The 22,213-nt window shown below is 51.2% G+C and carries 22 protein-coding genes and 1 tRNA gene; 15 read left to right on the top strand and 8 right to left on the bottom strand.

The annotated features are described in order from the left end of the window. Positions 1–37: 37 nt before the first annotated feature. The 6 genes from icd to PJDR2_RS22495 all read left to right on the top strand — a co-directional run bounded on the left by icd (position 38) and on the right by PJDR2_RS22495 (position 7,045). Positions 38–1,333, top strand: a complete 1,296-nt coding sequence (gene icd / locus PJDR2_RS22520) for an NADP-dependent isocitrate dehydrogenase (protein WP_015846033.1) — start codon at positions 38–40, stop codon at positions 1,331–1,333. 136 nt (positions 1,334–1,469) lie between these two features. After that, on the top strand, positions 1,470–2,411 hold the full coding sequence (mdh, locus tag PJDR2_RS22515; RefSeq protein WP_015846032.1) for a malate dehydrogenase: 942 nt from the start codon (positions 1,470–1,472) through the stop codon (positions 2,409–2,411). Between the two features lie 93 nt (positions 2,412–2,504). Next, on the top strand, positions 2,505–4,670 hold the full coding sequence (gene recQ / locus PJDR2_RS22510; protein WP_015846031.1) for a DNA helicase RecQ: 2,166 nt from the start codon (positions 2,505–2,507) through the stop codon (positions 4,668–4,670). Positions 4,671–4,782: 112 nt separating this feature from the next. Further along, on the top strand, positions 4,783–5,208 hold the full coding sequence (locus PJDR2_RS22505) for a hypothetical protein (protein ID WP_015846030.1): 426 nt from the start codon (positions 4,783–4,785) through the stop codon (positions 5,206–5,208). A gap of 83 nt (positions 5,209–5,291) precedes the next feature. Continuing rightward, the gene (locus PJDR2_RS22500) at positions 5,292–6,248 is read left to right on the top strand and encodes a sugar kinase (RefSeq protein ID WP_015846029.1); all 957 of its coding nucleotides are present in this window, start codon (positions 5,292–5,294) and stop codon (positions 6,246–6,248) included. 2 nt (positions 6,249–6,250) lie between these two features. Continuing rightward, positions 6,251–7,045 (top strand): DeoR/GlpR family DNA-binding transcription regulator, encoded by a 795-nt coding sequence (locus tag PJDR2_RS22495; RefSeq protein WP_015846028.1) that lies wholly within the window; start codon positions 6,251–6,253, stop codon positions 7,043–7,045. 45 nt (positions 7,046–7,090) lie between these two features. On the opposite strand, the gene nagA is transcribed toward PJDR2_RS22495, so the two are convergent. Then, positions 7,091–8,269, bottom strand: a complete 1,179-nt coding sequence (nagA, locus tag PJDR2_RS22490) for an N-acetylglucosamine-6-phosphate deacetylase (RefSeq protein ID WP_015846027.1) — start codon at positions 8,267–8,269, stop codon at positions 7,091–7,093. Beyond that, a complete protein-coding gene (gene nagB, locus PJDR2_RS22485; RefSeq protein WP_015846026.1) occupies positions 8,269–8,994 on the bottom strand; it encodes a glucosamine-6-phosphate deaminase in 726 nt (241 codons plus the stop codon). Before nagB ends, nagA begins: the two co-directional genes overlap by 1 nt. Positions 8,995–9,253: 259 nt before the next feature. Between nagB and fni the strand changes: the two genes are divergently transcribed. Both fni and PJDR2_RS22475 read left to right on the top strand, forming a co-directional pair. Further along, positions 9,254–10,324, top strand: coding sequence for a type 2 isopentenyl-diphosphate Delta-isomerase (gene fni, locus PJDR2_RS22480; RefSeq protein WP_015846025.1), 1,071 nt, complete (start codon positions 9,254–9,256; stop codon positions 10,322–10,324). Between the two features lie 85 nt (positions 10,325–10,409). Beyond that, positions 10,410–11,396: an MBL fold metallo-hydrolase gene (locus PJDR2_RS22475; RefSeq protein WP_015846024.1), complete on the top strand. Its 987-nt coding sequence runs from the start codon at positions 10,410–10,412 to the stop codon at positions 11,394–11,396. A gap of 47 nt (positions 11,397–11,443) precedes the next feature. On the opposite strand, the gene PJDR2_RS22470 is transcribed toward PJDR2_RS22475, so the two are convergent. From PJDR2_RS22470 to PJDR2_RS22460, 3 genes are all read right to left on the bottom strand, one after another. Beyond that, on the bottom strand, positions 11,444–12,163 hold the full coding sequence (locus tag PJDR2_RS22470) for a sulfotransferase family 2 domain-containing protein (protein ID WP_015846023.1): 720 nt from the start codon (positions 12,161–12,163) through the stop codon (positions 11,444–11,446). Next, positions 12,160–12,795, bottom strand: coding sequence for an adenylyl-sulfate kinase (gene cysC, locus PJDR2_RS22465; protein WP_015846022.1), 636 nt, complete (start codon positions 12,793–12,795; stop codon positions 12,160–12,162). Before cysC ends, PJDR2_RS22470 begins: the two co-directional genes overlap by 4 nt. A 131-nt stretch (positions 12,796–12,926) precedes the next feature. Continuing rightward, the gene (locus tag PJDR2_RS22460) at positions 12,927–13,466 is read right to left on the bottom strand and encodes a phosphatidylglycerophosphatase A (RefSeq protein WP_015846021.1); all 540 of its coding nucleotides are present in this window, start codon (positions 13,464–13,466) and stop codon (positions 12,927–12,929) included. Positions 13,467–13,599: 133 nt separating this feature from the next. On the opposite strand from PJDR2_RS22460, the gene PJDR2_RS22455 reads away from it, so the two are divergent. From PJDR2_RS22455 to PJDR2_RS22445, 3 genes are all read left to right on the top strand, one after another. Continuing rightward, positions 13,600–14,664: a GerMN domain-containing protein gene (locus PJDR2_RS22455; protein ID WP_015846020.1), complete on the top strand. Its 1,065-nt coding sequence runs from the start codon at positions 13,600–13,602 to the stop codon at positions 14,662–14,664. A gap of 160 nt (positions 14,665–14,824) precedes the next feature. Further along, positions 14,825–15,562: a ribonuclease PH gene (gene rph, locus PJDR2_RS22450; RefSeq protein WP_015846019.1), complete on the top strand. Its 738-nt coding sequence runs from the start codon at positions 14,825–14,827 to the stop codon at positions 15,560–15,562. Positions 15,563–15,566: 4 nt separating this feature from the next. Further along, positions 15,567–16,199, top strand: coding sequence for an XTP/dITP diphosphatase (locus PJDR2_RS22445; RefSeq protein WP_015846018.1), 633 nt, complete (start codon positions 15,567–15,569; stop codon positions 16,197–16,199). A 201-nt stretch (positions 16,200–16,400) separates the two neighbouring features. Here PJDR2_RS22445 and asnB read toward each other — a convergent pair whose 3' ends face one another. Next, positions 16,401–18,245 carry an asparagine synthase (glutamine-hydrolyzing) gene (gene asnB, locus PJDR2_RS22440; protein ID WP_015846017.1) on the bottom strand — a complete coding sequence of 615 codons (1,845 nt, stop codon included), beginning with the start codon at positions 18,243–18,245 and terminating at the stop codon, positions 16,401–16,403. Positions 18,246–18,377: 132 nt separating this feature from the next. On the opposite strand from asnB, the gene PJDR2_RS22435 reads away from it, so the two are divergent. Together PJDR2_RS22435 and PJDR2_RS22430 are read left to right on the top strand one after the other, a co-directional pair. Continuing rightward, a complete protein-coding gene (locus PJDR2_RS22435) occupies positions 18,378–18,719 on the top strand; it encodes a hypothetical protein (protein WP_015846016.1) in 342 nt (113 codons plus the stop codon). A gap of 166 nt (positions 18,720–18,885) precedes the next feature. Next, on the top strand, positions 18,886–19,491 hold the full coding sequence (locus PJDR2_RS22430; protein ID WP_015846015.1) for an AAA family ATPase: 606 nt from the start codon (positions 18,886–18,888) through the stop codon (positions 19,489–19,491). A gap of 95 nt (positions 19,492–19,586) precedes the next feature. On the opposite strand, the gene PJDR2_RS22425 is transcribed toward PJDR2_RS22430, so the two are convergent. Further along, complete coding sequence (locus PJDR2_RS22425) at positions 19,587–20,261, bottom strand: NAD(P)H-dependent oxidoreductase (RefSeq protein WP_416202277.1); 675 nt, start codon at positions 20,259–20,261, stop codon at positions 19,587–19,589. A 194-nt stretch (positions 20,262–20,455) separates the two neighbouring features. Here PJDR2_RS22425 and PJDR2_RS22420 point away from each other — a divergent pair, with 194 nt between their 5' ends. Continuing rightward, on the top strand, positions 20,456–20,857 hold the full coding sequence (locus PJDR2_RS22420; protein ID WP_015846013.1) for a winged helix-turn-helix transcriptional regulator: 402 nt from the start codon (positions 20,456–20,458) through the stop codon (positions 20,855–20,857). A 111-nt stretch (positions 20,858–20,968) separates the two neighbouring features. Here the strand turns inward: PJDR2_RS22420 and PJDR2_RS22415 are convergent. After that, a tRNA-Arg gene (locus PJDR2_RS22415) sits at positions 20,969–21,045 on the bottom strand. 265 nt (positions 21,046–21,310) lie between these two features. On the opposite strand from PJDR2_RS22415, the gene PJDR2_RS22410 reads away from it, so the two are divergent. Then, positions 21,311–22,198: a hypothetical protein gene (locus PJDR2_RS22410; protein ID WP_015846012.1), complete on the top strand. Its 888-nt coding sequence runs from the start codon at positions 21,311–21,313 to the stop codon at positions 22,196–22,198. The last annotated feature ends 15 nt before the right edge of the window (positions 22,199–22,213 follow it).

Here is a 22,213-nt window from a genome sequence, read left to right as displayed (position 1 = left end):
AGCGCAGCTTACATACCCTTAAGGAGGATTTATTCTAATGGCACAATTCGAGAAATACGCCCTTCCAACAGAAGGCGAGCAAATTACAATTGATAACGGTGCTCTCCAAGTACCTAACAACCCAATCATTCCTTTCATCGAAGGCGACGGCACAGGCCGCGACATCTGGCGCGCATCGAAACGCGTTCTTGACGCAGCTGTTGAGAAAGCATACGGCGGCAGCAAAAAAATCGCTTGGTACGAAGTATTCGCAGGCGAAAAAGCATTCAACGAATTCGGCGAATGGCTGCCAGCTGACACGCTGACTGCAATCCGCGAATACATCGTTGCAATCAAAGGTCCTTTGACAACTCCAATCGGCGGCGGTATCCGTTCCCTGAACGTAGCGCTTCGCCAAGAGCTTGACCTGTACACTTGCCTTCGTCCTGTTCGTTACTTCGCTGGCGTACCATCCCCGGTTAAACGTCCTGAGCTGGTTGACATGGTTATCTTCCGTGAGAACACTGAAGACATCTATGCTGGTATCGAGTACCAAGAAGGCTCCGAGCAAGTGAAGAAAGTTATTGCGTTCCTGCAAAACGAAATGGGCGTTAATAAAATCCGTTTCCCTGAAACTTCCGGTATCGGCATTAAGCCAGTATCCAAAGAAGGCTCCCAACGTCTTGCTCGCGCTGCAATCGAATACGCGATCAAGCATGGCAAGAAAACAGTTACTCTGGTTCACAAAGGCAACATCATGAAATATACGGAAGGCGCGTTCAAGAACTGGGGCTACGAAGTGGCTGAGCAAGAGTTCGCTAACGAAACCTTCACTTGGGGTCAATACGACCGCATTAAAGAAGCAGAAGGCACAGACGCTGCTAACAAAGCACAAGCAGAAGCTGAAGCTGCTGGCAAAATCGTCGTAAAAGACGCGATTGCCGACATCGCTCTGCAACAAGTTCTGACTCGTCCTACTGACTTTGACGTAATCGCTACATTGAACCTGAACGGCGACTACCTGTCCGACGCTCTGGCTGCACAAGTTGGCGGTATCGGTATCGCTCCAGGCGCTAACATCAACTACCTGACTGGTCATGCGATTTTCGAAGCTACTCATGGTACTGCTCCTAAATACGCAGACAAAGACGTAGTTAACCCAGGTTCCGTAATTCTGTCCGGCGTTATGATGCTTGAGCATCTGGGCTGGCAAGAAGCGGCTGACCTTATCTATAAAGGTATGGAAACTTCGATCAACAACAAAACCGTTACTTATGACTTCGCACGCCTGATGGATGGCGCTACTGAAGTAAAATGCTCGGCATTTGCTGACGAAGTAATTAAAAACATGTAGTTTACAAAAAGCGGGGGCATTTTTGCCCCCGCTTTTTTTTCCACAAAACCAGCCTTTTTACACTTATCTTCTATCTTATTTGGATGACTTTTGGCAATAATGCAGATGTTAATACAAGTATAGGAGGGTTATATTAATGGCTATTAAACGCAGAAAAATTACAGTTGTAGGCGCAGGCTTTACTGGCGCAACCACGGCTCTGATGGCCGCTCAGAAGGAACTTGGCGATATCGTGCTTGTCGATATTCCCCAACTGGAGAACCCAACAAAAGGCAAAGCGCTTGATATGCTGGAATCAACGCCTGTTCAAGGCCTGGATGCCAACATTACGGGTACATCCAATTACGACGAGACGAAGGACTCCGACGTCGTTATTATAACGGCCGGCATTGCCCGCAAGCCGGGGATGAGCCGCGATGATCTGGTTAACACCAATGCCGGAATTGTCCGTTCGGTATGCGAAAGCGTAAAGGCAACAAGTCCAAATGCTTATGTCATTATCCTCTCTAACCCGGTGGACGCCATGACTTATGTGGCTTACCAGACGTTAGGTTTTCCTAAAAATCGCGTTATCGGCCAGTCCGGCGTTCTGGATACCGCGCGTTATTGCACCTTTATCGCGCAGGAGCTGAATGTCTCAGTAGAGGATGTGCGCGGCTTTGTGCTTGGCGGACATGGCGACGATATGGTGCCGCTTGTTCGTTACTCCAATGTAGGCGGTATTCCGATCGAGAAGCTGATACCGTCTGACCGTATTGAAGCGATTGTACAGCGCTCCCGCGTTGGCGGCGGAGAGATTGTTAACCTGCTGGGCAACGGTTCGGCTTACTATGCGCCCGCAGCATCGCTTGTTCAAATGACGGAGGCGATCCTGAAGGATAAGAAACGCATTCTGCCGGTTATTGCCCTGCTAGAAGGCGAGTACGGCTATAACAATCTGTTTATGGGCGTGCCTACGATTATAGGCGGAGACGGTATTGAGAAGGTTATTGAGCTTGAACTGACCTCGGAAGAAAAAGCGGCTCTGGACAAATCGGCCGAATCCGTTCAAAATGTAATTAAAGTAGTGACGGGCTAACCGATAAGCCATACACTCATACAGTTTCGTTTGGGAGGACCCTGACACATTGCTGCCAGGGTCCTTATTGTGATTACGGAAGGGGGAATCGACGTGCTTCAGCAGGCACGGAGCGAGCTGAAAAAGGTCTACGGGTACGATACGTTTCGTCCAGGACAAGAGGGAATTATCGAAGGGATATTGGAGGGACGGGATACGCTTGCCATTCTGCCAACAGGCGGAGGGAAGTCGATCTGCTATCAAATTCCGTCCTTGCTTATGCCGGGAACCTCGATCGTTATTTCACCGCTTATATCTTTGATGAAGGATCAGGTTGACGCATTAAACCGGCTAGGGGTGCCGGCGGCGTTTCTGAACAGCTCGCTAGGAGCGGAGGAATACCGGACTATCCTGCGCAATGCGCTGAGAGGCGAGTACAAAATGCTGTATGTAGCTCCGGAGCGGCTGGATGCGCCTATGTTTACAACCTTGTCCGAGCAGCTTCATATCCCGATGATTGCAATCGACGAAGCCCACTGCGTGTCGCAGTGGGGGCATGATTTCCGTCCAAGCTACCGGCAGTTGGCCGGCTGGATCGGCAAAATGCCTAACCGTCCGCTTGTTGCGGCTTTTACGGCGACAGCGACGCAGGAGGTAGCCGCGGACATTACGGCGATGCTTGGTTTGCGTGAACCGAATGTTTTTGTGACTGGCTTTGCTAGGCCGAATCTATCTCTTTCGGTTGTAAGCGGCGGGGACAAGAAAAACTTCCTTCAGCAATTTTTGCGCGAGCGGGAGGATCAATCCGGCATTATTTATACGGCTACCAGAAAAGAAGCGGAGCAGGTGCAGGAGCTGCTGGTTCGAAAAGGAATTGCGGCGGGTAAATATCATGGCGGACTGTCCGATAAGGAGCGTGCGGAGACGCAGGAGCGCTTCCGGTTTGATGAACTCCGTATTATGGTGGCCACGAATGCTTTCGGAATGGGGATCGACAAGCCCAACGTCCGTTACGTGATTCATTGGCAGATGCCGGGCGATATCGAGTCCTACTACCAGGAAGCGGGACGTGCCGGCCGGGACGGCGAGGAGAGCGAATGCGTGCTGCTGTTCGAACCGCAGGATGTGCAGGTGCAGCGTTTCCTGATTGAACAAGGTATGGGCGATGAATACCGGAAATCAGTCCAGCTGTCCAAGCTTCATAACATGATGAACTACAGCCGCACGCAGCGCTGTCTTCAGCAATACATCGTCGATTATTTCGGCGAGAAAGGCGTTGAGCCTTGCGGAAAATGCAGCAACTGTCTTGATAAAAGCGAGCTGGTTGACCGGACGGCCGAAGCACAGAAGGCATTATCCTGCGTGGGCCGGATGAAAGGGCGGTTTGGCGTTACGATGGCGGCCAAGGTGCTCAAAGGCTCGCGGGACAAACGTCTGCTCGAGTTTGGTCTGGACCGGCTGACGACTTACGGACTCTTCAGTAATTGGCCTGAGAAGGAGATTGCCGACTGGCTGTACTGGCTGGTGGCGGAAGGATATCTCAGGATGAGCGAAGGACAGTATCCGACCGTATCGCTCACGGCAAGCGCTCTGCCGATACTGGAGGGCAATGAGACCGTGATGCAGCGCCTGCGGACCAGCGTTCGCAGAAGCGCTTCAGGAGACGGCGGAGCAGCCTCTTCTCCTCTGTTTGATGCCCTTAAGCAATGGCGCAAGGAGGCGGCGGCGAGAGAGAATGTGCCTCCGTTTATGCTGTTCTTTGATGCGACGCTGAAGGAACTGGCGGATGTGCGTCCCGTTACGGAAGAGCAGCTGATGCAGACGAAAGGGATTGGCGCGGCCAAAGCAAGCAAATACGGAGAGGAAGTACTGGCTATTATTCAGGCGCATGCCGGAAGCGGTGGAAATAACGCTACGGCCAGCATCAACACGGTGCCAAAACGGCCGGCAGCGCGTCCTCCGGCATCCTCGGAGGAAACGCCAAGCCATGTTCAAACGCTTGAGCGGTTTAATGCCGGCCTGGAGACAGCAGCTATTGCGGAAGAGCGTGGACTAAGCCGGGTAACGATAGAGGGTCACTTGATCCGCTGTTCGGAAGAAGGCTATGAGCTCGAGTGGAGCCGGATCATTCCGGAGCAGTATGAGGACCGGATTGTACAGGTCATCGGGGAGCTGGGATGGGACAAGCTGAGGCCTCTTAAAGATGCTCTGCCGGAGGAAGTCGACTATTTCGCCATCCATGGAGTAATCGCCAAACACGGCTTTAAGACAAAATCTTGAACATTGCCGAAAATGCTCTTGAAATGCCGTATTCCTTAGGGCTCGGCTTTGTGTTTCAGACAGCCATTTAGTATACTTATTGGTAGATTACGCATATGCAGGAGGGTATTTTATGAATGATGTGTTTTTCTTTTTACACTTGCTAGGGGCAGTCGGGATGGGCTTTTATATCGTGCTTCCGATCATGATTGGCAAAGCGACAAAACTTGCCGGCCTTGGGCAAGGCGGACTGGCTGACGGCCTTGTGTCGGCAAACCGGATTGTGCAATATGCGCTTATTGTTCAACTGCTGACTGGAGGCTACATGATGTCGCAGGCGGATTATTCCGTTGCCTGGATGATTATCGTAACCGTTCTGTTCCTTGCCATCGCAGCTATCTCCGGCATTATGTCGAAGCCGCTTAAGCGTATCGTATCCTCGATTCAGGACGGACAAAGCGCGACAGGCCATATCGCAAAAGCACGCACGTTCAGCTTGATCGTATTGGTTCTTTACGTGGTTGTCATTTATTTCATGGCTTTCCCGATGTACAAGTAACAGTCAACGCTTACGAAGTAAGAATTACCATAGTAGTCAAAGGACGACTACTCAAATGGTAATTCTTTTTAGGAGGAGAAATCATGCATCAGTCATCACCAGACGTAGTAACCTTTGGGGAATCGATGGCATTGTTTATGCCGCAGGAGCATAAAGCTCTGGAACGGGCAACAACGCTGGAGCAAGGCTTCGGCGGCGCGGAAAGCAACGTGGCAATCGGACTTGCAAGACTCGGTTGCTCCGTAGGCTGGTTCGGGGCGCTTGGCAGCGACCCTTTTGGCCGCATGATTGTGAAAACGCTTCGCGGAGAAGGCGTTGATGTATCGCGCGTAAAATTCAGCGACGAGGCTCCGACCGGCATGATGTTCCGCGAACAGGTGGCGGGCCGCCTTGCCGTTCATTACTACCGCAAGCATTCTGCGGCAAGCCGTATGACTCCGGAGGAGCTGGATGCGGATTATATCCGCGGTGCCAAGCTGCTGCATATAACAGGCATTACAACGGCTCTTAGCGAGAGCGCGAAGCAAACGGTGCTTCGGGCCGTGCAGATTGCGAAAGAGGCTGGCATAAAAATTTGTTTCGATCCGAATCTTCGTCTTAAGCTGTGGTCGATTGAAGAAGCTCGCGAAGTGCTGCTCCCGCTTGCTGAAGCAGCGGATTACTTCCTGCCGGGCTGGGACGAGCTGAAGCTTCTGTACCAGACGGATGACTTTGAAGAAGTGAAGGCAAAGCTGAAGCAGCTGAAGGCTGTTACGGTTATTAAAGGACTTGGCGATACAACGGTTGTCCTCGAGAATGGCGAGGAAGCAAGCGTACCGTTCTATCCGGCCGAGAAGGTAGTCGATACGGTTGGAGCAGGTGACGGCTTCTGCGCGGGCTTCCTGGCTGGCGTAATGAGAGGCATGACGCCGGTGGAGGCGGTTGGCCTGGCCAGCATCAACGGATCGCTTGTCGTGCAAATGCGCGGTGACTGGGAGGCTCTTCCGGAGTGGAGCGCCGTTGAGCAGCGCATGTCCTCTAAAGCGTGGGTGGAGCGATAACAATGGTTGATTCGAACGTTTCTGGATCCAAAGGGCAGCGCCGCCGCGAAGCGATATTGCAGCTGCTCAAGCAGCAAGGACGCATTACGATCCAAGAGCTGGTGGAACGCTTTGATTGCTCGGAGGCGACGGCTAGACGCGATTTGGAGCATATGGAAGCGACTTATCCGATCATTCGAACCATCGGCGGTGCGATGTACGACGGCATGAATACGGTCCGCGACACTGCGTTTGCGGAACGGGAAGGGCTGTCGTATTTGGAGAAGGAGCGTATCGCTGCCAAAGCGGCATCGCTTATCGAAGAAGGCGATGTTATTGGTTTGTCGGGCGGAACCACGAACTATCTGATTGCCAAGCTGCTTAAGCTGAGAAGCGGGATCACTGTTGTTACCAATGCCGTTAATATCGCGATGGAGCTTGCGGGCAGCAGTGTCCAGGTTGTCGTAACCGGCGGCATTATGCGTCATAACAGCTTTGAGCTATGCGGGCCGCTAGGCGAAGGAATGGTCGCGCATTTGAATATCGGCAAAATGTTTATCGGGGTGGACGGCATATCCGCTAACGGCGGGATTACGACCTATTCCGAACAGGAAGCTCAGATAGCAAAGGCGCTTATCAAGCGTTCCCATACCACGTATGCGGTGTTTGACCAGACAAAGGTCGGCAAGACCTCGCTGTTCTCGATCGCTGCACTGCCTGAGCTGCAGGCTTTTATTACGGATGTGCCGTTAACGGGAGATTTGTCGGACAAAGCCGGACAGCATCAGATCGTTGTCCATGTAGCAGAACAGAAATAGAAAGAGCGGTTGAAGGGGAAATCCCCTTTTCAACCGCTCTTTTATTTACTCTGCCGAATATACCTGTTTGCCGCTTACCCATGTCGATCGTACTTTGCCGAAATCGGGTTCGGCAAGAACCAGATCTGCTTGTTTGCCAACCGCGATGGAGCCGGTTCGCTCGAACAAGCCGAGCTGTCTTGCCGGGTTGGCGCTGGCATAACGGCTGATCTCATTAACGGATAACCCGGAATTCTCCAACATGTAACGGAAAGCGTTAATCATCGTCAAGCTGCTGCCGGCCAGATTGCCTTCCTGCAGCCTCGCTACGCCATCCTGTACGATAACGGGCAGTCCTCCAAGATCATACAAGCCATCCGGTCTTCCGGCCGCGGAGATCGCATCGGTAATAAGAATAAGCTTATCCTCCGGCTTGGAGGAAGCAAGCAGCTTGATCGCTCCCGGATGCACGTGATGGCCGTCGGCGATAAGCTCCGCGTAAATCCGGTCGTCGGTCAGCACGGCGCCTACGGTGCCCGGCTCGCGGTGATGAAGCGGGCGCATAGCGTTATAAGTATGAACGGCATGCGTAAGTCCGGCTTCCGCTGCTTGCGTCATCACTTCAAAGGTTGCATCGGTATGGCCGCATGCGACAACGACGTTATGGTCGGACAGCCATTTGATTGCATCGACGGCGCCTTCATTCTCGGGAGCAAGCGTCAGCAGCTTGAGAATGCCCGGATAACGCGCCGTCCAATCCTCCAGCCAGTCGATACGCGGCGGCGACAGGAATGCCGGATTCTGGGCTCCGATCCACTTGAGGCTGATAAAAGGTCCTTCCAGATGGACGCCAAGCAGCGGGGCATACGGCATGTCATTTTTCATATAAGCGCTGGTGGCCTTGAATACAGCTTCTATGGCTTCTTGCGAAGCCGTTACGGTTGTAGCCAGCATCCCCGTCGTGCCTTGGGAAGCATGGAACTTCGTGATCGTGTCATAGCTTTCCGCATTGGCATCCATAAAATCTCCGCCAAAACCGCCATGCACGTGGACGTCGATAAAGCCAGGAAGCAGCCAAGCGCTTTGTCCGTCCAGGACATGATCAATGCCTGTTGTCTCTTCCTTGCCTTCATTAATGCTAGCAATAATACCATCCTTGATGCTTACGCTGCCTTCGACAATCCGGTCTTCCAGAACAATCCGTACGTTATGAATGAGCAGCGATTTGCCGCCTTGTTGTGTCATTACCCCAACATCCTTCCTGCCTCGCGGTCAAGGAGCACGGTTACGCGCGGATGCGTCTGGAGCAAGGATGCCGGTACCTCCGTCGTAATGGGCCCGGTCAACGCTTGTTTGACGATATCCGCTTTATCCGCGCCACGCACCACGAGTACAATCGAATTTGCCTTCAAGATCGAGCCAACGCCCATCGTAATCGCGTATTCCGGTACTTCGTCCATGCTTGCGAAAAATCTCGCATTCGCTTCACGCGTCTCATCCTTAAGCTTCACAACGTGAGTCTCGCCCGATAAAGCATGGTCCGGCTCGTTAAAGCCGATATGCCCGTTATGGCCGATCCCTAGAAGCTGAACGTCAACCTGCCGTTCCAGCAGCATGCCGTCATATTGCGCGCATTCTGCATCCAAATCCTCCGCCATGCCGTTCGGAAGGAAGGTCTGCGTATCCGGAATATCGATATGAGCGAATAAGTGCTTGTTCATATAATAAGCGTAGCTTTGATCATTGTAAGGCTTCAGCCCGACATATTCGTCGAGGTTAAACGTCGTAACATCGGCGAAGGACACATCGCCTTTGCGATATTTCTCTACCATTTTGGCATAAATGCCTACGGGTGTCGATCCTGTTGCAAGTCCTAGTACCGCGTTTGGCTTTGATTTAACGATATCGATAAAAAGATCGGCCGCAAAGGCGTCCAGCTCTAATTGCGTGTCAAAAATTCTTACGTTCATGGAAGATGCCCCCTCAATCTCATTTGATTCTATTCTAAATTATAATATTCATTTTAACAACAAAATTGATTGTAAAATTCATTTTAATGATTGTAAACGTCAAAAATATAGTCAGTCTTTGTCCTATCCTTGCTCCGCTCCTGATCGCTGGGTTATGATGAACAAAAGTATTCTCGCAAAGCTTAAAGCTTATGCTAAAATGCCTGTTGCATTTATGTATAAGCGGAGGTTGGCTATACAAATAGGAGGATTGCCCTATATGACAGTAGAGCAAATATCGGGGGCAAGCGCTTCCACATCGAAACGCAAAAGCGAGCATATCCGCATCTGCCTGCAGGAGAACGTAGCGGGCGAAGGCATTGAAACGGGCTTTGACCAATTTCGTTTCCGTCATAATGCCCTTCCCGAAATTGCGTTTGACGATATCAGGCTGGATACGGAATGGCTGGGGCGCCGTATGCGTACGCCGCTGCTGGTCAGTTCGATGACTGGGGGCACAAACGAAGCAGGTGCGATAAACCGGCGCCTGGCTGAAGCGGCAGAAACAAGAGGCTGGGCGATTGGTTTGGGATCGATGAGGGCCGCAATTGAACAAGAAGAATTGGCGGCTTCCTTTTATATAAGAGATATCGCGCCTTCCGTTCCTGTGATCGCGAATCTGGGCGCTGTTCAGCTTAATTACGGATATGGGGTCGATGCCTGCCGCAAGGCGGTGGAAATTGCGGAAGCCGATGCGCTTGTCCTTCATCTAAACAGTATGCAGGAAGTGTTTCAGCCGGAGGGGGATACGAACTTCCGCTCGTTGCTTCCCCGGATAGGGGAGGTATGCCGCGCTTTATCCGTGCCTGTGGGAATCAAAGAAGTAGGCTGGGGGATTGACGCTGATACGGCTGCAGCTCTTGCTTCGGCAGGTGCAGCTTTTATAGATGTAGCGGGAGCGGGCGGCACGTCCTGGAGCCAGGTTGAAAAATACCGCCAGAATGACCCGATGCGAAGGCTCGCGGCCGAAGCTTTCGCCGGCTGGGGAATTCCGACTGCCGAGAGCGTCAGGGAAGTGAAAAGCCGGCTGCCGAATACGACGGTAATAGCAAGCGGAGGCCTGCAGCATGGCGTAGACGCAGCGAAGTCGATTGCGCTTGGAGCCGATATTGCCGGCTTTGGACGGGCGCTTCTTCCGCGTGCGGCGAACGGGGAGACTCGGGTTTCGGTTGAGCAGCTGATTGAACAATTCGAACGTATTGAATTTGAATTGCGTGCGGCCATGTTCGGAATTGGCGCCGCGGCGATATCCGATCTTCAGCATACAACCCGGCTTATTCCAGCGCGGTAAACAAGTAAGTATGGGAAGTAAAGCGAATACTAGACTGTCGGCAGGGTTACGATGGTTGAATGGCGTATAGGGAGGCACAGCATCCATGACGGTGGAGACAAAGGTATGGGACGGCGGATGGATTCAAGTGAAAATTCCGCTTCCTTTTTCATTAAAATGGGTTAACAGCTATTTGATTCCCGAGGACGGCGGGACTTATACCGTGATAGATCCCGGTCTGCATACGGACGACGCGCTTGCGGCCTGGGAGGAGGTATTCCTCAACCACGCTCTAACTTTGGAGCAGATCAATCGTATTGTGCTTACGCACCAGCATCCGGACCATTACGGGTTAGCCGGGTATTTCCAGGAGCGGACGGGCGCGCCTGTATATATCTCGGAACGTTCCCACGGATATACGCGGCGTTTATGGGGAGAGAGCAGCACTTACGCGGAGGAGCTCCGCGCGCATTTCGCCATCCACGGGATGCCGGACGAGCTGACGCTCGATATTAAGAACAACCTGGACGGATTTGTCCGCCAAGTATCGCCGCAGCCTGAAGTGACTTATCTGAAAGCTGGAGGGACCATTCGGCTTGGCGGAACGGAATGGCAGATGATTGATGCTCCGGGACATGCTTTTGGGCAATTGTGCTTCTACGAGCCTAATAAGGAAACGATGATATGCGGGGATCAGGTATTGCCCCGTATTACGCCCAATATTGCTTTTAATCCGGGAGAGGAAGAGGATCCGCTTGGCTGTTTCTTGAACAGCCTGGACGAGCTGTCAGGATACAAGGTGAAGCTTGCTTTCCCGGGCCATCGGGAGCCGTTTGCCGATTTTGCCAACCGGATCGTTGAAATAAAAGAGCATCATAAACGGCGGCTGACTAAAATGCGGGACATGCTTAGAGAGCCAAGCAGCGCTTTTGAGGTATGCGAGCATTTATTTGGCGGTCATCTGCGGACGAATCCTCATAATTTGCGTTTTGCTATGTCGGAGACGATTGCCCACCTCCATTATTTGGAGAAACGGGGGAAAGTGATTCGGACGGGTACGCCGGATACGGTCATGTTCCGGACTGCCGAGTAAAAGAAGAAGAATCGAGAAGGCTTCACGGTTGTGAGGCCTTTTTTGTTTTAACTTCCGGCCGCTCTTAAATAGGCTTTGAGCTGATTCGTTTGTTCAGACGACAAGTTCAATACGCTTTTGTTAAATCGATTGCAGGCATGCTCATACAGTTTCCGGTCAATCTCGTTTTTTAGAATGACATTTTTAATGGCTTCGCTGGATAAGGTGCTGTACGCCGGACGGTTAGGCGTTACGTTGACTTTAGGGTAATACAGCGGTTTCCAGTTCATGATTTGAGCAAGCAGAAATAACGAAATGTCATATTGCTCCGTAAGGCCGACAAATGCGAAATGTTTGTCTAGGTGAGCACGGGCTTTTTTGAAATTCGGATACGGGTTATTGAGCTCGCCTGATATCATTCTAGCTTGAAGATTGCAGTACTCGGCATCGTAGTAAGGGTTAAGAACATACTCCTCGAAGGTCAGCTCTTTATCGTAAGAAACTTTGTATGCAGGATTTTTATACTTGAAGTAAAAATGGGAGAGGGTCCGTTCGAGAGGATGCCGGAGCATGGTAATATACCGGTAAGGCCTCTTCGTAAAATGATGAATGCCGTAAATGAAATGCCCGCTTAAGGCATCCGCGTCGATAAGCTGTTCACTTAATTGCAAACCGTCTTTCAGCGTATGGAAATGAACGGTGTTCGGACAATTATCGGTGATCGCCTGGGTAAACGAGGAGCCAGCCGTTTTGGGAATATGCAAATATAGCAGCAGGTTGTTTGTCATGATTCCGTCTCTTTTTCCAGGCTTGAACGGTCAAGCTGCCTGCTCCGGATATAGGCCATCACTTGGGTAACCGAATCGTATACGGTATGTTCATCTGTCTTAAGTACAAGCTCTGCTTGAAGAGGCGGCTCATAAGGCGCAGAAAGGCCGGTAAAATGCCTGATTTCCCCGGATCGTGCTTTTTTGTAAAATCCTTTCGGATCTCTTCGCTCGCATTCCTCAACCGTGCAATGCACGTACACCTCGATAAAATCGCCGGGTTTACATGTTGCCCTCACTTTGTCCCGGTCTTGTCTATAGGGGGAGATCGCGGCCACAATCGTAATAATGCCGGCATCGGCAAGCAGCTTCGCTATTTCGCCAATCCTTCGGATATTCTCCGACCGATCCTCTGGATCAAAGCCCAGGTCCCGGTTTATCCCGTGCCGGAGATTGTCGCCGTCCAGAATATAAGTGCGGCAGTGCTGCTTATACAGTTCCTTCTCTAGGGCTGCAGCAACGGTAGATTTGCCGGAACCGGACAAGCCGGTCAGCCACAAGATACAGCTCTGGTGACCATTCATCTGCTCTCTGTCTTCCCGGGCCACACAGGAGGTATGCCATGCCACATGTCTCTCATTCCTCTCTTTCATCCTGCCTGGTCACTCCTCTCGCATTTTGCTTTACTAATAAAATATTCCAAAATTTAGAAAAGGTTCAGAGAGAAGTCAAGCCATAGAAAAAGCTGTCCTGCAAATGCAGGACAGCTTTTTTCTGCCAGTTTCTATTCCTTCAATCGTTCCGCTTCTTCTTCGCGTCCTGCTTGCTTGCGGTGAGCCAGACGGCTTGCGGCTGCAGCGGCAATTGCTCCAACGATATCATCCAAGAAGGTATGGATTTGACCGTCGTTCTTGTCATTCAGCTTTTTCAGAATACCCGGCTTCAGCTTGTCGATATAGCCAAAGTTAGTAAACCCGATGCTGCCGTATACATTAACGATGGAAAGAGCCAATATTTCATCGCATCCGTACAGGCCTTCGTCATTTCGGACCATCTCTTGCAACGGAGCCATCAGCTTTCCTTCTTCTGCCAGAAGATCGAGCTGGATGCCGGTTAATACGGCATTCTGCACTTCTCTTTTGGACAGAACGGCTTCCACGTTTGTAATGCACTCGTCTAACGTCAGTTCAGGATAATAATCCTTCTGAAGAAAATGCACGAGCTGTGCAATGGATGTTTTGGATACGCCGCGTTTGTCGAGCCATTCGTTGGTGGCTTCCGCGACTTCGCGGCTGTTTAAGCTGTAAGTGACTTGTTTGAACAATTTAGTTAACCCCCTCAGATTTTGTGGACAAAACTGGTCTAAAAAAGGGAAGGGCTCGTATACATAGTACTACAAATCAACAAATGTACAAAGTCGCCGAACAGGCAATAACTTAATTTGGGAGGAAATTTCAATGACTCAAACAAGATGGATTCGCCGTGCAGCAATTTGCGGTGTACTGGTTTTTCCCATTCTTGCAACAGGATGCGGCTTGATTTCGCAGGATGCAAAAGGGGAGATCGATCCGCCGCAGCAAACCGCATCAACAGGTAATGTAGACGGTACAACTACCGGACAGGCTGTTATGCCTGGACAAGATGATGATTCCAACCTGACCGTTTATCTGGAAGACCGGAACGGCTACCTTGCACCGGTATCGCTGAAAGCATCGCTTACCGAGAATGCGGTAGAGGAAGCCGGCAAGAAAGCTCTCGAAATTATGGTGGACGGCGGAAGCTTCGCAAGCCAGCTGCCGGAAGATTTCCGTGCGGTACTGCCAAAAGGCACGGAAGTGAAGTCGCTTCACATCGATCAAAAAACGCAAGTCGCTACGGTTGAATTTGGCGGAACGTTTACGGATTATCCCGCAACGGACGAGCGTACAATCGTTGAAGCCATTACTTGGACATTGACGGCAATGGGAGCAAAAGGCGTTGAAGTGTGGTATGACGGCGCCAAGCTGCCGGAAATGCCGCAGGGCGGCTTCCCGCTTGACGAGCCGCTTACGCGCTCCGTAGGGATCAACCTTGAGGCTGCTGACGGAGTCAACTATTTGAACTCCACGCCGGTAACGCTCTACTTCTCGTCGCAAACCGCTAATGACGAACAGTATTATGTCCCAGTTACGCGTTTGATTAACCGTTCCGACGAAACGTCCGCGCAAGCAGCTATGGAGCAGCTTATAACCGGTCCTCTGAACGCTAAAAATCTGACAGCTGTTCTTACTAACGATGTTGAAGTGAACAGCATTAAACAGAAGGATGATACGGTTACGGTAGATCTGAAGGATCAGGCGTTTGAAACGGGTCTCCCTGCTCCGGCCGAGATGCTCGAAGCTATCGTCCTGTCGATTACGGAGAACACCGGTGCCGCCCAAGTCCAAATTACGCTGAACGGTCAGACGGTAACCGACGAAAATAACGTGGATTACAGCAAGCCGGTATCCCGTCCGCATCATGTCAATGCGATAAAAAGCTAAGCAAGCATCAAGAAGAAAAGCAGTCCCGTACTGGTCGCTGAGACCGGTCGGGACTGTTTTTTGTCGGAAAAGATGCTTTTCGCATGCTGCTTTGGTAAAATAGGAAAGATTGCATAGCTAGTACATAAGCGAAAGCGAATGATTCAGGAGGAACAAAAGAATGAGGACAGACGGTCGGCAACCGAACCAGCTTCGGCCCGTTACGATAACGACAGGGGTTAATAAATATGCGGAAGGCTCCGTTCTGATTGAGGTTGGCGAGACAAAGGTTATTTGTACCGCCAGCGTAGAAGAGCGGGTTCCGCCTTTCATGAAAGGACAAGGCAAGGGCTGGATTACGGCCGAATATTCGATGCTGCCGCGTGCTACCCATTCCCGTAACCATCGGGAGTCGGCAAAAGGCAAGCTGTCGGGCCGTACGATGGAAATTCAGCGTCTGATCGGACGCGCGCTGCGCTCTATTGTGGATCTGCAGGCGCTGGGCGAACGGACGATTACCCTGGACTGCGATGTTATCCAGGCGGATGGCGGTACGCGCACAACGTCGATTACCGGCGCATTTGTAGCGCTATGTCTCGCCGTTAACAAGCTGTCGAAAACAACGCAATTTCCAAAATATCCGATTACGGCTTTCCTCGCCTCGGTTAGCGTTGGCGTTATTCAGGAGCGCGAGCTGCTGGATCTGAACTACGACGAGGATTCCAAAGCGAAGGTCGACATGAATGTGGTCATGACCGGAGAAGGCAAATTCGTCGAGCTGCAAGGCACGGGGGAAGACTCGCCGTTCTCGCGCGAAGAACTGAACAAGCTGCTCGAGCTGGCAGAAGGCGGGATCGAGGAATTGATCGAGAAGCAGCGTGAGGCACTAGGAGAGATTGCGGACCGGATTGGAGGGTAACGAAGTGGCACAGCCTATATTGATCGCGACGAAGAATGAGGGCAAGGTGAAGGAATTCGCCCATGCCTTCGCAAAGCTTGGCCGTACGGTTGTCAGCCTGAACGAATATCCGGATTTCCCGGATATTGTGGAAGACGGCGATACGTTCTCCGCCAATGCCCGGATCAAAGCGAAAGCGGCAGGAGATGTATTTAACGTACCCGTGCTCGCCGACGATTCCGGCCTGCGGGTAACGGCGCTGGGCGGAGCTCCCGGAGTCTATTCGGCCCGTTACTCGGGCGAAGGCGCTACGGATGCCTCTAATAACGCCAAGCTGCTGGAAGAGCTGAAGTGCCTGAATGCACCGGATGCAGCAGAACCGCTTGCGGACGGCACACGGCTGTTAAGCTCTGCGCAATTCGTCTGCGTGCTCGCTTTATACGATCCGGCTAACGGAGAGTTTGTCGAGACGGAAGGCACGGTTGACGGCTATATTGCCGAGCGGCCTCGCGGAGACGGCGGATTCGGCTACGATCCGTTATTCTGGCTTCCGCAGCTTAACCGCTCGATGGCGGAGCTGTCCAAGGAAGAGAAGCAGGCGATCAGCCATCGCGGCAATGCTCTCGCTAAGCTGATCGAGAAGCTGAAAACTAACTAAATAATGCTTACACAAAAAAACGTCACCGGCTTATACCGGTGACGTTTTTTTCTCTTTTAAGGTTTGGTGAGCGGAGCGATCGAATGATTCTTGAAAAGCGCAGCGTCCGCCTTTGCTCGGGGATTCTAACCTTTAGTCAACTTTATTCAAGGAATCCCCGAGCAACAGCGGTTGAAAGAACATTCGAATGCGCAGCGATTATCACTTCACGCTCACTCCATACTCCTTCAGCCAAGTATTCACCTGATATAAATAAGCAAACAGCTGCGGCCCCGACATCAGCTGACCAAACCACGGTATATTCGACTTCGCCGAATCCGATTCGGCCAGCTCTCTGATCTTGCTCACATTAATGAGCGGAAGCAGCGGAGAGGAAGGATCGTTTAATATATCAAGCATAAGCCCTTTAACGGCCGAGAGATAATTCGGATTATGCGTTTTTGGATAAGGGCTTTTCTTGCGCGTCAGCACATCGTCGGGCAGCACGCCGCGTAACGCCCGGCGAAGGATACCCTTTTCGCGGTCGCCGGCCGTTTTGATTTCCCAAGGGATATTCCAGACATATTGAACAAGCCGGTGATCGCAAAACGGTACCCGCACCTCCAGCCCGGCAGCCATGCTCATCCGGTCCTTGCGGTCGAGCAGAGTCGGCATGAAGCGGGTGATGTTAAGGTAAGACATTTTGCGCATTTTGCGTACCGTCTCGGACTCTCCGTCCAGATGAGGCACTTCAGCAATGGCCTGCGCATAACGGTCGTTAATATAATCAATCGGCTTGATCCATGCCGCAACATCCGGTGCTAGCAGCTCAGCCCGCATGGAGGAGGCAAGGGACCATGGGAACGTATTGGCGCTCAGCGCTTCCTCGCGGTGGAACCACGGATAACCGCCGAAGATTTCGTCCGCCGCTTCACCGGAGATTGCTACGGTAGCGCCTTTTTTAATCTCTCGGCAGAACAGAAGGAGGGAGGCGTCGACGTCTGCCATGCCTGGCAAATCGCGTGCCAGCGTTGCATCGCGGAGCGCGCCAACCAGTTCCGGCGTATCGAATTGGATCGGATGATGAATCGTATCCAGATGGGAAACCATGCGTTCAATCCATGGAGCGTCGCTGTTCGGCTGAAAGGCATGCGCTTGGAAGTGCTTGTCGTTATCCCGGTAATCTACGGAGTACGTATTTACGTTGCCTTGGCCGGTCTGCTCGTAATAACTTACGGCTAGCGCCGTTAATGCGCTGGAATCGAGACCTCCGGAGAGCAATGTCCCAACCGGCACGTCCGATACAAGCTGGCGCTCGGTTGTATCCTTAAGGAGCTCGCGGACATGCTCGGCGGTCGCTTCCACATCCTCTTCGTGGGGGATGGTCTCCAGGCTCCAATATTTTGTCTTGCGGACGCCGGAACGGGTAACCGTCATGCATTGCCCCGGCAGCAGCTCCGTAATATCTTTGTATACGCCTTGGCCCGGCGTGCGGGCAGGACCGATGATAAAGATTTCCGCCAAGCCTTCAGCTCCTACTTCCGCTTTGACAGCCGGATGGGCCAGAATGGCTTTCGGCTCGGAACCGAAAATAAAAAGTCCATCCGCAAAGCTGATGAACAACGGTTTGACGCCTAGTCTGTCGCGGGCCAGGAACATCTCTTGTTCGGTAACATCCCAAATCGCAAAGGCAAATATGCCGTTGAACCGTTCGACGCAAGCCTTGCCCCATTCCATATAAGACACCAGAAGAACTTCCGTATCGCAGTGGGTCGTAAAGGTTCTGCCGCGGTCCTCCAGCTCTTTCCTCAGCTCAAGCGCGTTGTAAAGCTCGCCGTTATAGACAACGACATATGTGTCATCGCCCGAGCGCCGAATCATCGGCTGAGCGCCATTCTCGGGATCAATAACGCTAAGCCTGCGGTGGCCTAGAGCGCAGTGGGATGAAATCCATGTACCCGATGCATCAGGACCGCGCAGCGCTAATGTCTCGGTCATCTTGATCAGGCTGCTGCTGTCCTGGGTTAAATCCCGGGTCCAATCGATCCAGCCGGTTATTCCACACATAATCTCATTCCTCTCTTCTGCTGGACTCCTGTAGCGATAATATCCGTTATATGCGGAAAAAAGGGATAAAATGTCTGTCCGCCGGGGGATGCTAAAAGCGCATGTTTGTAAAAAGGAGCTGAGTATTCACCTATGTCAGGCGATGAGCGTAAAAAATATTATGTCTCGGTCCAGGCCGGTCAAATTTTGCAGGATCAGGGAGCGGCCTCTTACGAGCTGGAGATTTTGGCTAACGATGAGGAATTTAATCAGCTGCAGGTGATGTTCGAGGATCTATCCAGCATGGACGAGGCGATAACCGGACATTACAATTACGCGGTAGGCACACTGCAGGACCTTCCGAGCGACAAACGGATGAATGCAGGTTACGATGCCATTCTCCGCGATATTTATCTGTTTATACATGAACATGGAACCGAGACCACGAGCAAGCATGTAGAAGCGATGGGAATTTTGGATCCGGGCCGTCTATAAGTTAGAGCAACAAGGGATAATGGACACTCTCAGGAGATCATTATCCTTTTTTTTGTAAGGGAATTGTCCGGAACTGACGGATTTTGTTACCTTTGTGATACCTTTATTGGGCAAGGGATGGTACAATGGGAGGATAAAACTAGTTTTAAAGTGGAGGCATCAAGCATTGCAAAAGTTAGTGTTTTTCGTAGGTGTAGCAGGTACGGGCAAGACAACCGTAGCCAGAAAAATTTCGGAACGCATTCCGGCTGCTTTTCTGGACCGCGATACGGTAGGGGGACGTTTCGTTGAGGCGATGCTGGAACGTAACGGGCTCGACAAGAACGACCGCGATTCGGATTTCTACAAACAAAACCTTCGCGATTTGGAATACGATACGACCAAAGATATTTGCATCGAGAATCTGGCTGCTGGACAAAACGTATTTATGATCTCTCCTTTTACGGCGGAGCTTAAAAATAATGCTTGGATAAAGGAAGTCATCTCGGCTGCAGGTTTGACTAGAGAGCAAGTGGACGTAAAAGTAATCGTAGTAACTCTGGAGAACATCGAGCTGCAGAAAAACCGGATTATCGGGCGTCAGACTGAACGCGATCAATGGAAGCTGGATAACTGGTCGCATTTCGAGAAACGCGTAGCCTTTGTACCGGATATTCATTGGGAAATTCCGCAATCGTCCATCCTTGTTTATGACAACAGCTGCGAAATGACGGACGGGCAGATAGAGAAGCTTTATCAATTCATAGCGGACAAATCCGCAGCTATCGTATAAATCATTAAGAACGGCGATAGCCGTTTCACCTTGATCCGCAACGCCTTGAAGAAAACCGTAACGCCTTGAAGAACAAGGCGTTGCGGTTTTCTTTCTTAATGAACCCACTCCACAACTTCATCAATCGGGCGCCGGGCTTGAGGATGTTTTGGCTCAGACGCGCGATATCCGAAAGTTACCATTACAGATAGATCGTATAACTCCTCATCCAATACGCCGGCATCTTTCAATATAGCCGTAACCTTATCTTTGTTGTATCCTTCCATCGGGCATGAATCGATGCCGATTTGCGCAGCGGCCGTCATCATGTTGGCAAGCGGAATATACGTTTGCTTGGATGCCCAGTCAATCAGCGTTCTTTCGTTATCGAGGATGCGAAGGTCATTCTCTTGGAATTCCTTGTACACCACGGGGATAGGCTCGAATGCCTCATCCGACAAGCCCTTGATATTTTTGTAAATGTACTCGACATATTTGGAATCGTATCTTACATCTTTTCGGGCAAGAAGAATGACCAGGTGGCTTGCAGTCGGGAGCTGTCCTTGTCCGCCGAAGGCAACTTCGCGGATCTTCATCCGGAGTTCTTCGTTCTGAACGACGAGGAACCTCCACGCCTCAAACCCGACGGAGCTCGGGGAAAGTCTTCCCGTTTCCAAAATAAATTGAAAATCCTCATCGGAGATTTTCCGGTCGGGATCAAATTGCTTGGTGGCATGCCGGAATGCGTATGCATCCAGAATATCTTTCTTTTTTTGCACGTTATTCATTATAAGTGTCTTCCTTTCATGTATCACAGGGTATGGATCAACGCGTCGATAAATTAGATCTTACATTCACGAATGCATTACAACAAGTACGCACAATTTTGTTGGATAATATCAATATTGTGCTATAGTATTAAAAAGGATACTAATGGACTGGCAAGGAAAAAAGCTTATAGTTTCAATGCAAAGGAGTTTTTATCATGGATAATAAAACGGATATCATCAATTTCGGGTGCCCGGTGACCGTGACGGTAGACGTCATAGGCGGGAAATGGAAAGGCGTTATCTTGTACCATTTAACGGATGGGCCTAAACGCTTTAACGAGCTGCGCAGACTGTTTCCCCGGATCACGCAGCGCATGCTTACGCTGCAATTGAGGGAGCTGGAAAGTGACGGCGTCATCCACAGGGAAATTTATAAGGAGATTCCGCCAAGGGTAGAATACTCGCTTACCGAGTTTGGAGAAACGTTAAGGCCGCTTATCGTTCTTATGAGGGACTGGGGCGTGACCCATGAGAAAGCGGTTCTGACAAATCGCGAAACCAATAATGTAATGGCTAGGAATAGCGAGTCAATTAGCAGCTGCGGGGTTGAAGCGTAACGGAAGATATAGCTTTAGGGGAATTTCGATCGTGGTGTATCTGAAAGCAACGCAAAAAACCCGCAATCCCTTGATAAACAAGGTATTGCGGGTTATTAGTAGGCATAAAAATGGCGTCCCAGGAGGGATTCGAACCCCCGACCGCACGCTTAGAAGGCGTGTGCTCTATCCGGCTGAGCTACTGGGACACGTAAGAATTAGTATAGCATGTAATTGCTTAACTTGGCAAGAAGTAATTTTCGAAATAACTTAAACTACATCCGCGAATCAAATTCGCTTGGTAAATATAGCATAGGCGCGAATAGAAAATCAAGACTAAAGGGAAGTAAGTTTTTATATTTATAGGTTCCGTGATATAATCGAACGCAAGCAATAGGCAGACGAATGATACGGTTTGACCGATAAGGCGGTGATACCATAACTACACCAGACAACGTATATTTATTTCCGAAGATGCTGGATCATTATCAAATTCAGCTCACCCGCATGCTGGAATCCGAGCAATACGGCGAAGCCAAAAATCTGCTCCGTTTCCTGCTGCAGTGCCGCGGTGAGGATGAACGGCATTATGAGGAATGGGGCAGCCTCCTTACCTGGCTGGAAATGGCATTCCCGGGCTCCGAGGAAGCCGGCTTGCTGACCGGCGCTAACGATGAAGAGGGAGAGAGCGAAGAGAGTTTCCGGGAGCAGCTCTTGAACCCGCCCGAGCAGGATGAGGCTTATATCAAGCAAGTGCTCTATATCATGGAGCATCATCCGATGGTTGATCAGCAGATCCTGGCGCTGGAACGCGCGGCATACATACACTCTTCGGAAGTGGACCAGTTCATGCTGGACTGGCTCTCGAGCGGCAAGACCATTCACCCGGCTGTGCAATTCAAGGCTTTGCAATGCCTGAAGAAGCGGGAAATATCCGGATCGGTCATGCTGGACCGGATGGGCGAGAAGGTAGAGCTTGACATAGAGGAGACGCCGCTGGCGCTGGATGATTTTCCGCAGCCCGTCATCCGGATTCTGGAGCGGGTGGAGGCCGTGACGGAAGCGGATGATCCGACTCTTCCTCATTTTGCCAGAGAAATGTGGAAGGAAAGTCTCCAATTTCTGTATGGAACTTCTGCTTACCAGTGGATGCAGAGAGAGGACGACGAGACGGTCGACAGCTATGCGGCTGCGCTCCATCTTACCTTGCTGCTTACGGTTTACGGCTCTGCGAACGATGATGATATCCGCGAAGCGTACGGCATAACCGAACCTTTGAGGTTCCGTTATGAACAGGCATGCAGGACTCTTCGGCAGGTTGCTGCCATGCAGCAATCTACCGAAGATGATCATCAGCCTTGAAATGATGGCCAAGGT

Source organism: Paenibacillus sp. JDR-2 (assembly GCF_000023585.1).
Lineage (GTDB): Bacteria > Bacillota > Bacilli > Paenibacillales > Paenibacillaceae > Pristimantibacillus.
The sequence above is the reverse complement of the archived record's forward strand: the minus strand, read 5'-3'. Positions and strand labels throughout refer to the sequence as shown.

Bases quoted from the DNA above. Each gene is read 5' to 3' on its own strand.
- icd (WP_015846033.1), top strand. From the start codon at position 38: ATGGCACAATTCGAGAAATACGCCCTTCCAACAGAAGGCGAGCAAATT.
- mdh (WP_015846032.1), top strand. From the start codon at position 1,470: ATGGCTATTAAACGCAGAAAAATTACAGTTGTAGGCGCAGGCTTTACT.
- PJDR2_RS22505 (WP_015846030.1), top strand. From the start codon at position 4,783: ATGAATGATGTGTTTTTCTTTTTACACTTGCTAGGGGCAGTCGGGATG.
- PJDR2_RS22500 (WP_015846029.1), top strand. From the start codon at position 5,292: ATGCATCAGTCATCACCAGACGTAGTAACCTTTGGGGAATCGATGGCA.
- PJDR2_RS22495 (WP_015846028.1), top strand. From the start codon at position 6,251: ATGGTTGATTCGAACGTTTCTGGATCCAAAGGGCAGCGCCGCCGCGAA.
- nagA (WP_015846027.1), bottom strand. From the start codon at position 8,269: ATGACACAACAAGGCGGCAAATCGCTGCTCATTCATAACGTACGGATT.
- nagB (WP_015846026.1), bottom strand. From the start codon at position 8,994: ATGAACGTAAGAATTTTTGACACGCAATTAGAGCTGGACGCCTTTGCG.
- fni (WP_015846025.1), top strand. From the start codon at position 9,254: ATGACAGTAGAGCAAATATCGGGGGCAAGCGCTTCCACATCGAAACGC.
- PJDR2_RS22475 (WP_015846024.1), top strand. From the start codon at position 10,410: ATGACGGTGGAGACAAAGGTATGGGACGGCGGATGGATTCAAGTGAAA.
- PJDR2_RS22470 (WP_015846023.1), bottom strand. From the start codon at position 12,163: ATGACAAACAACCTGCTGCTATATTTGCATATTCCCAAAACGGCTGGC.
- cysC (WP_015846022.1), bottom strand. From the start codon at position 12,795: ATGAAAGAGAGGAATGAGAGACATGTGGCATGGCATACCTCCTGTGTG.
- PJDR2_RS22455 (WP_015846020.1), top strand. From the start codon at position 13,600: ATGACTCAAACAAGATGGATTCGCCGTGCAGCAATTTGCGGTGTACTG.
- rph (WP_015846019.1), top strand. From the start codon at position 14,825: ATGAGGACAGACGGTCGGCAACCGAACCAGCTTCGGCCCGTTACGATA.
- asnB (WP_015846017.1), bottom strand. From the start codon at position 18,245: ATGTGTGGAATAACCGGCTGGATCGATTGGACCCGGGATTTAACCCAG.
- PJDR2_RS22435 (WP_015846016.1), top strand. From the start codon at position 18,378: ATGTCAGGCGATGAGCGTAAAAAATATTATGTCTCGGTCCAGGCCGGT.
- PJDR2_RS22420 (WP_015846013.1), top strand. From the start codon at position 20,456: ATGGATAATAAAACGGATATCATCAATTTCGGGTGCCCGGTGACCGTG.
- PJDR2_RS22410 (WP_015846012.1), top strand. From the start codon at position 21,311: ATGCTGGATCATTATCAAATTCAGCTCACCCGCATGCTGGAATCCGAG.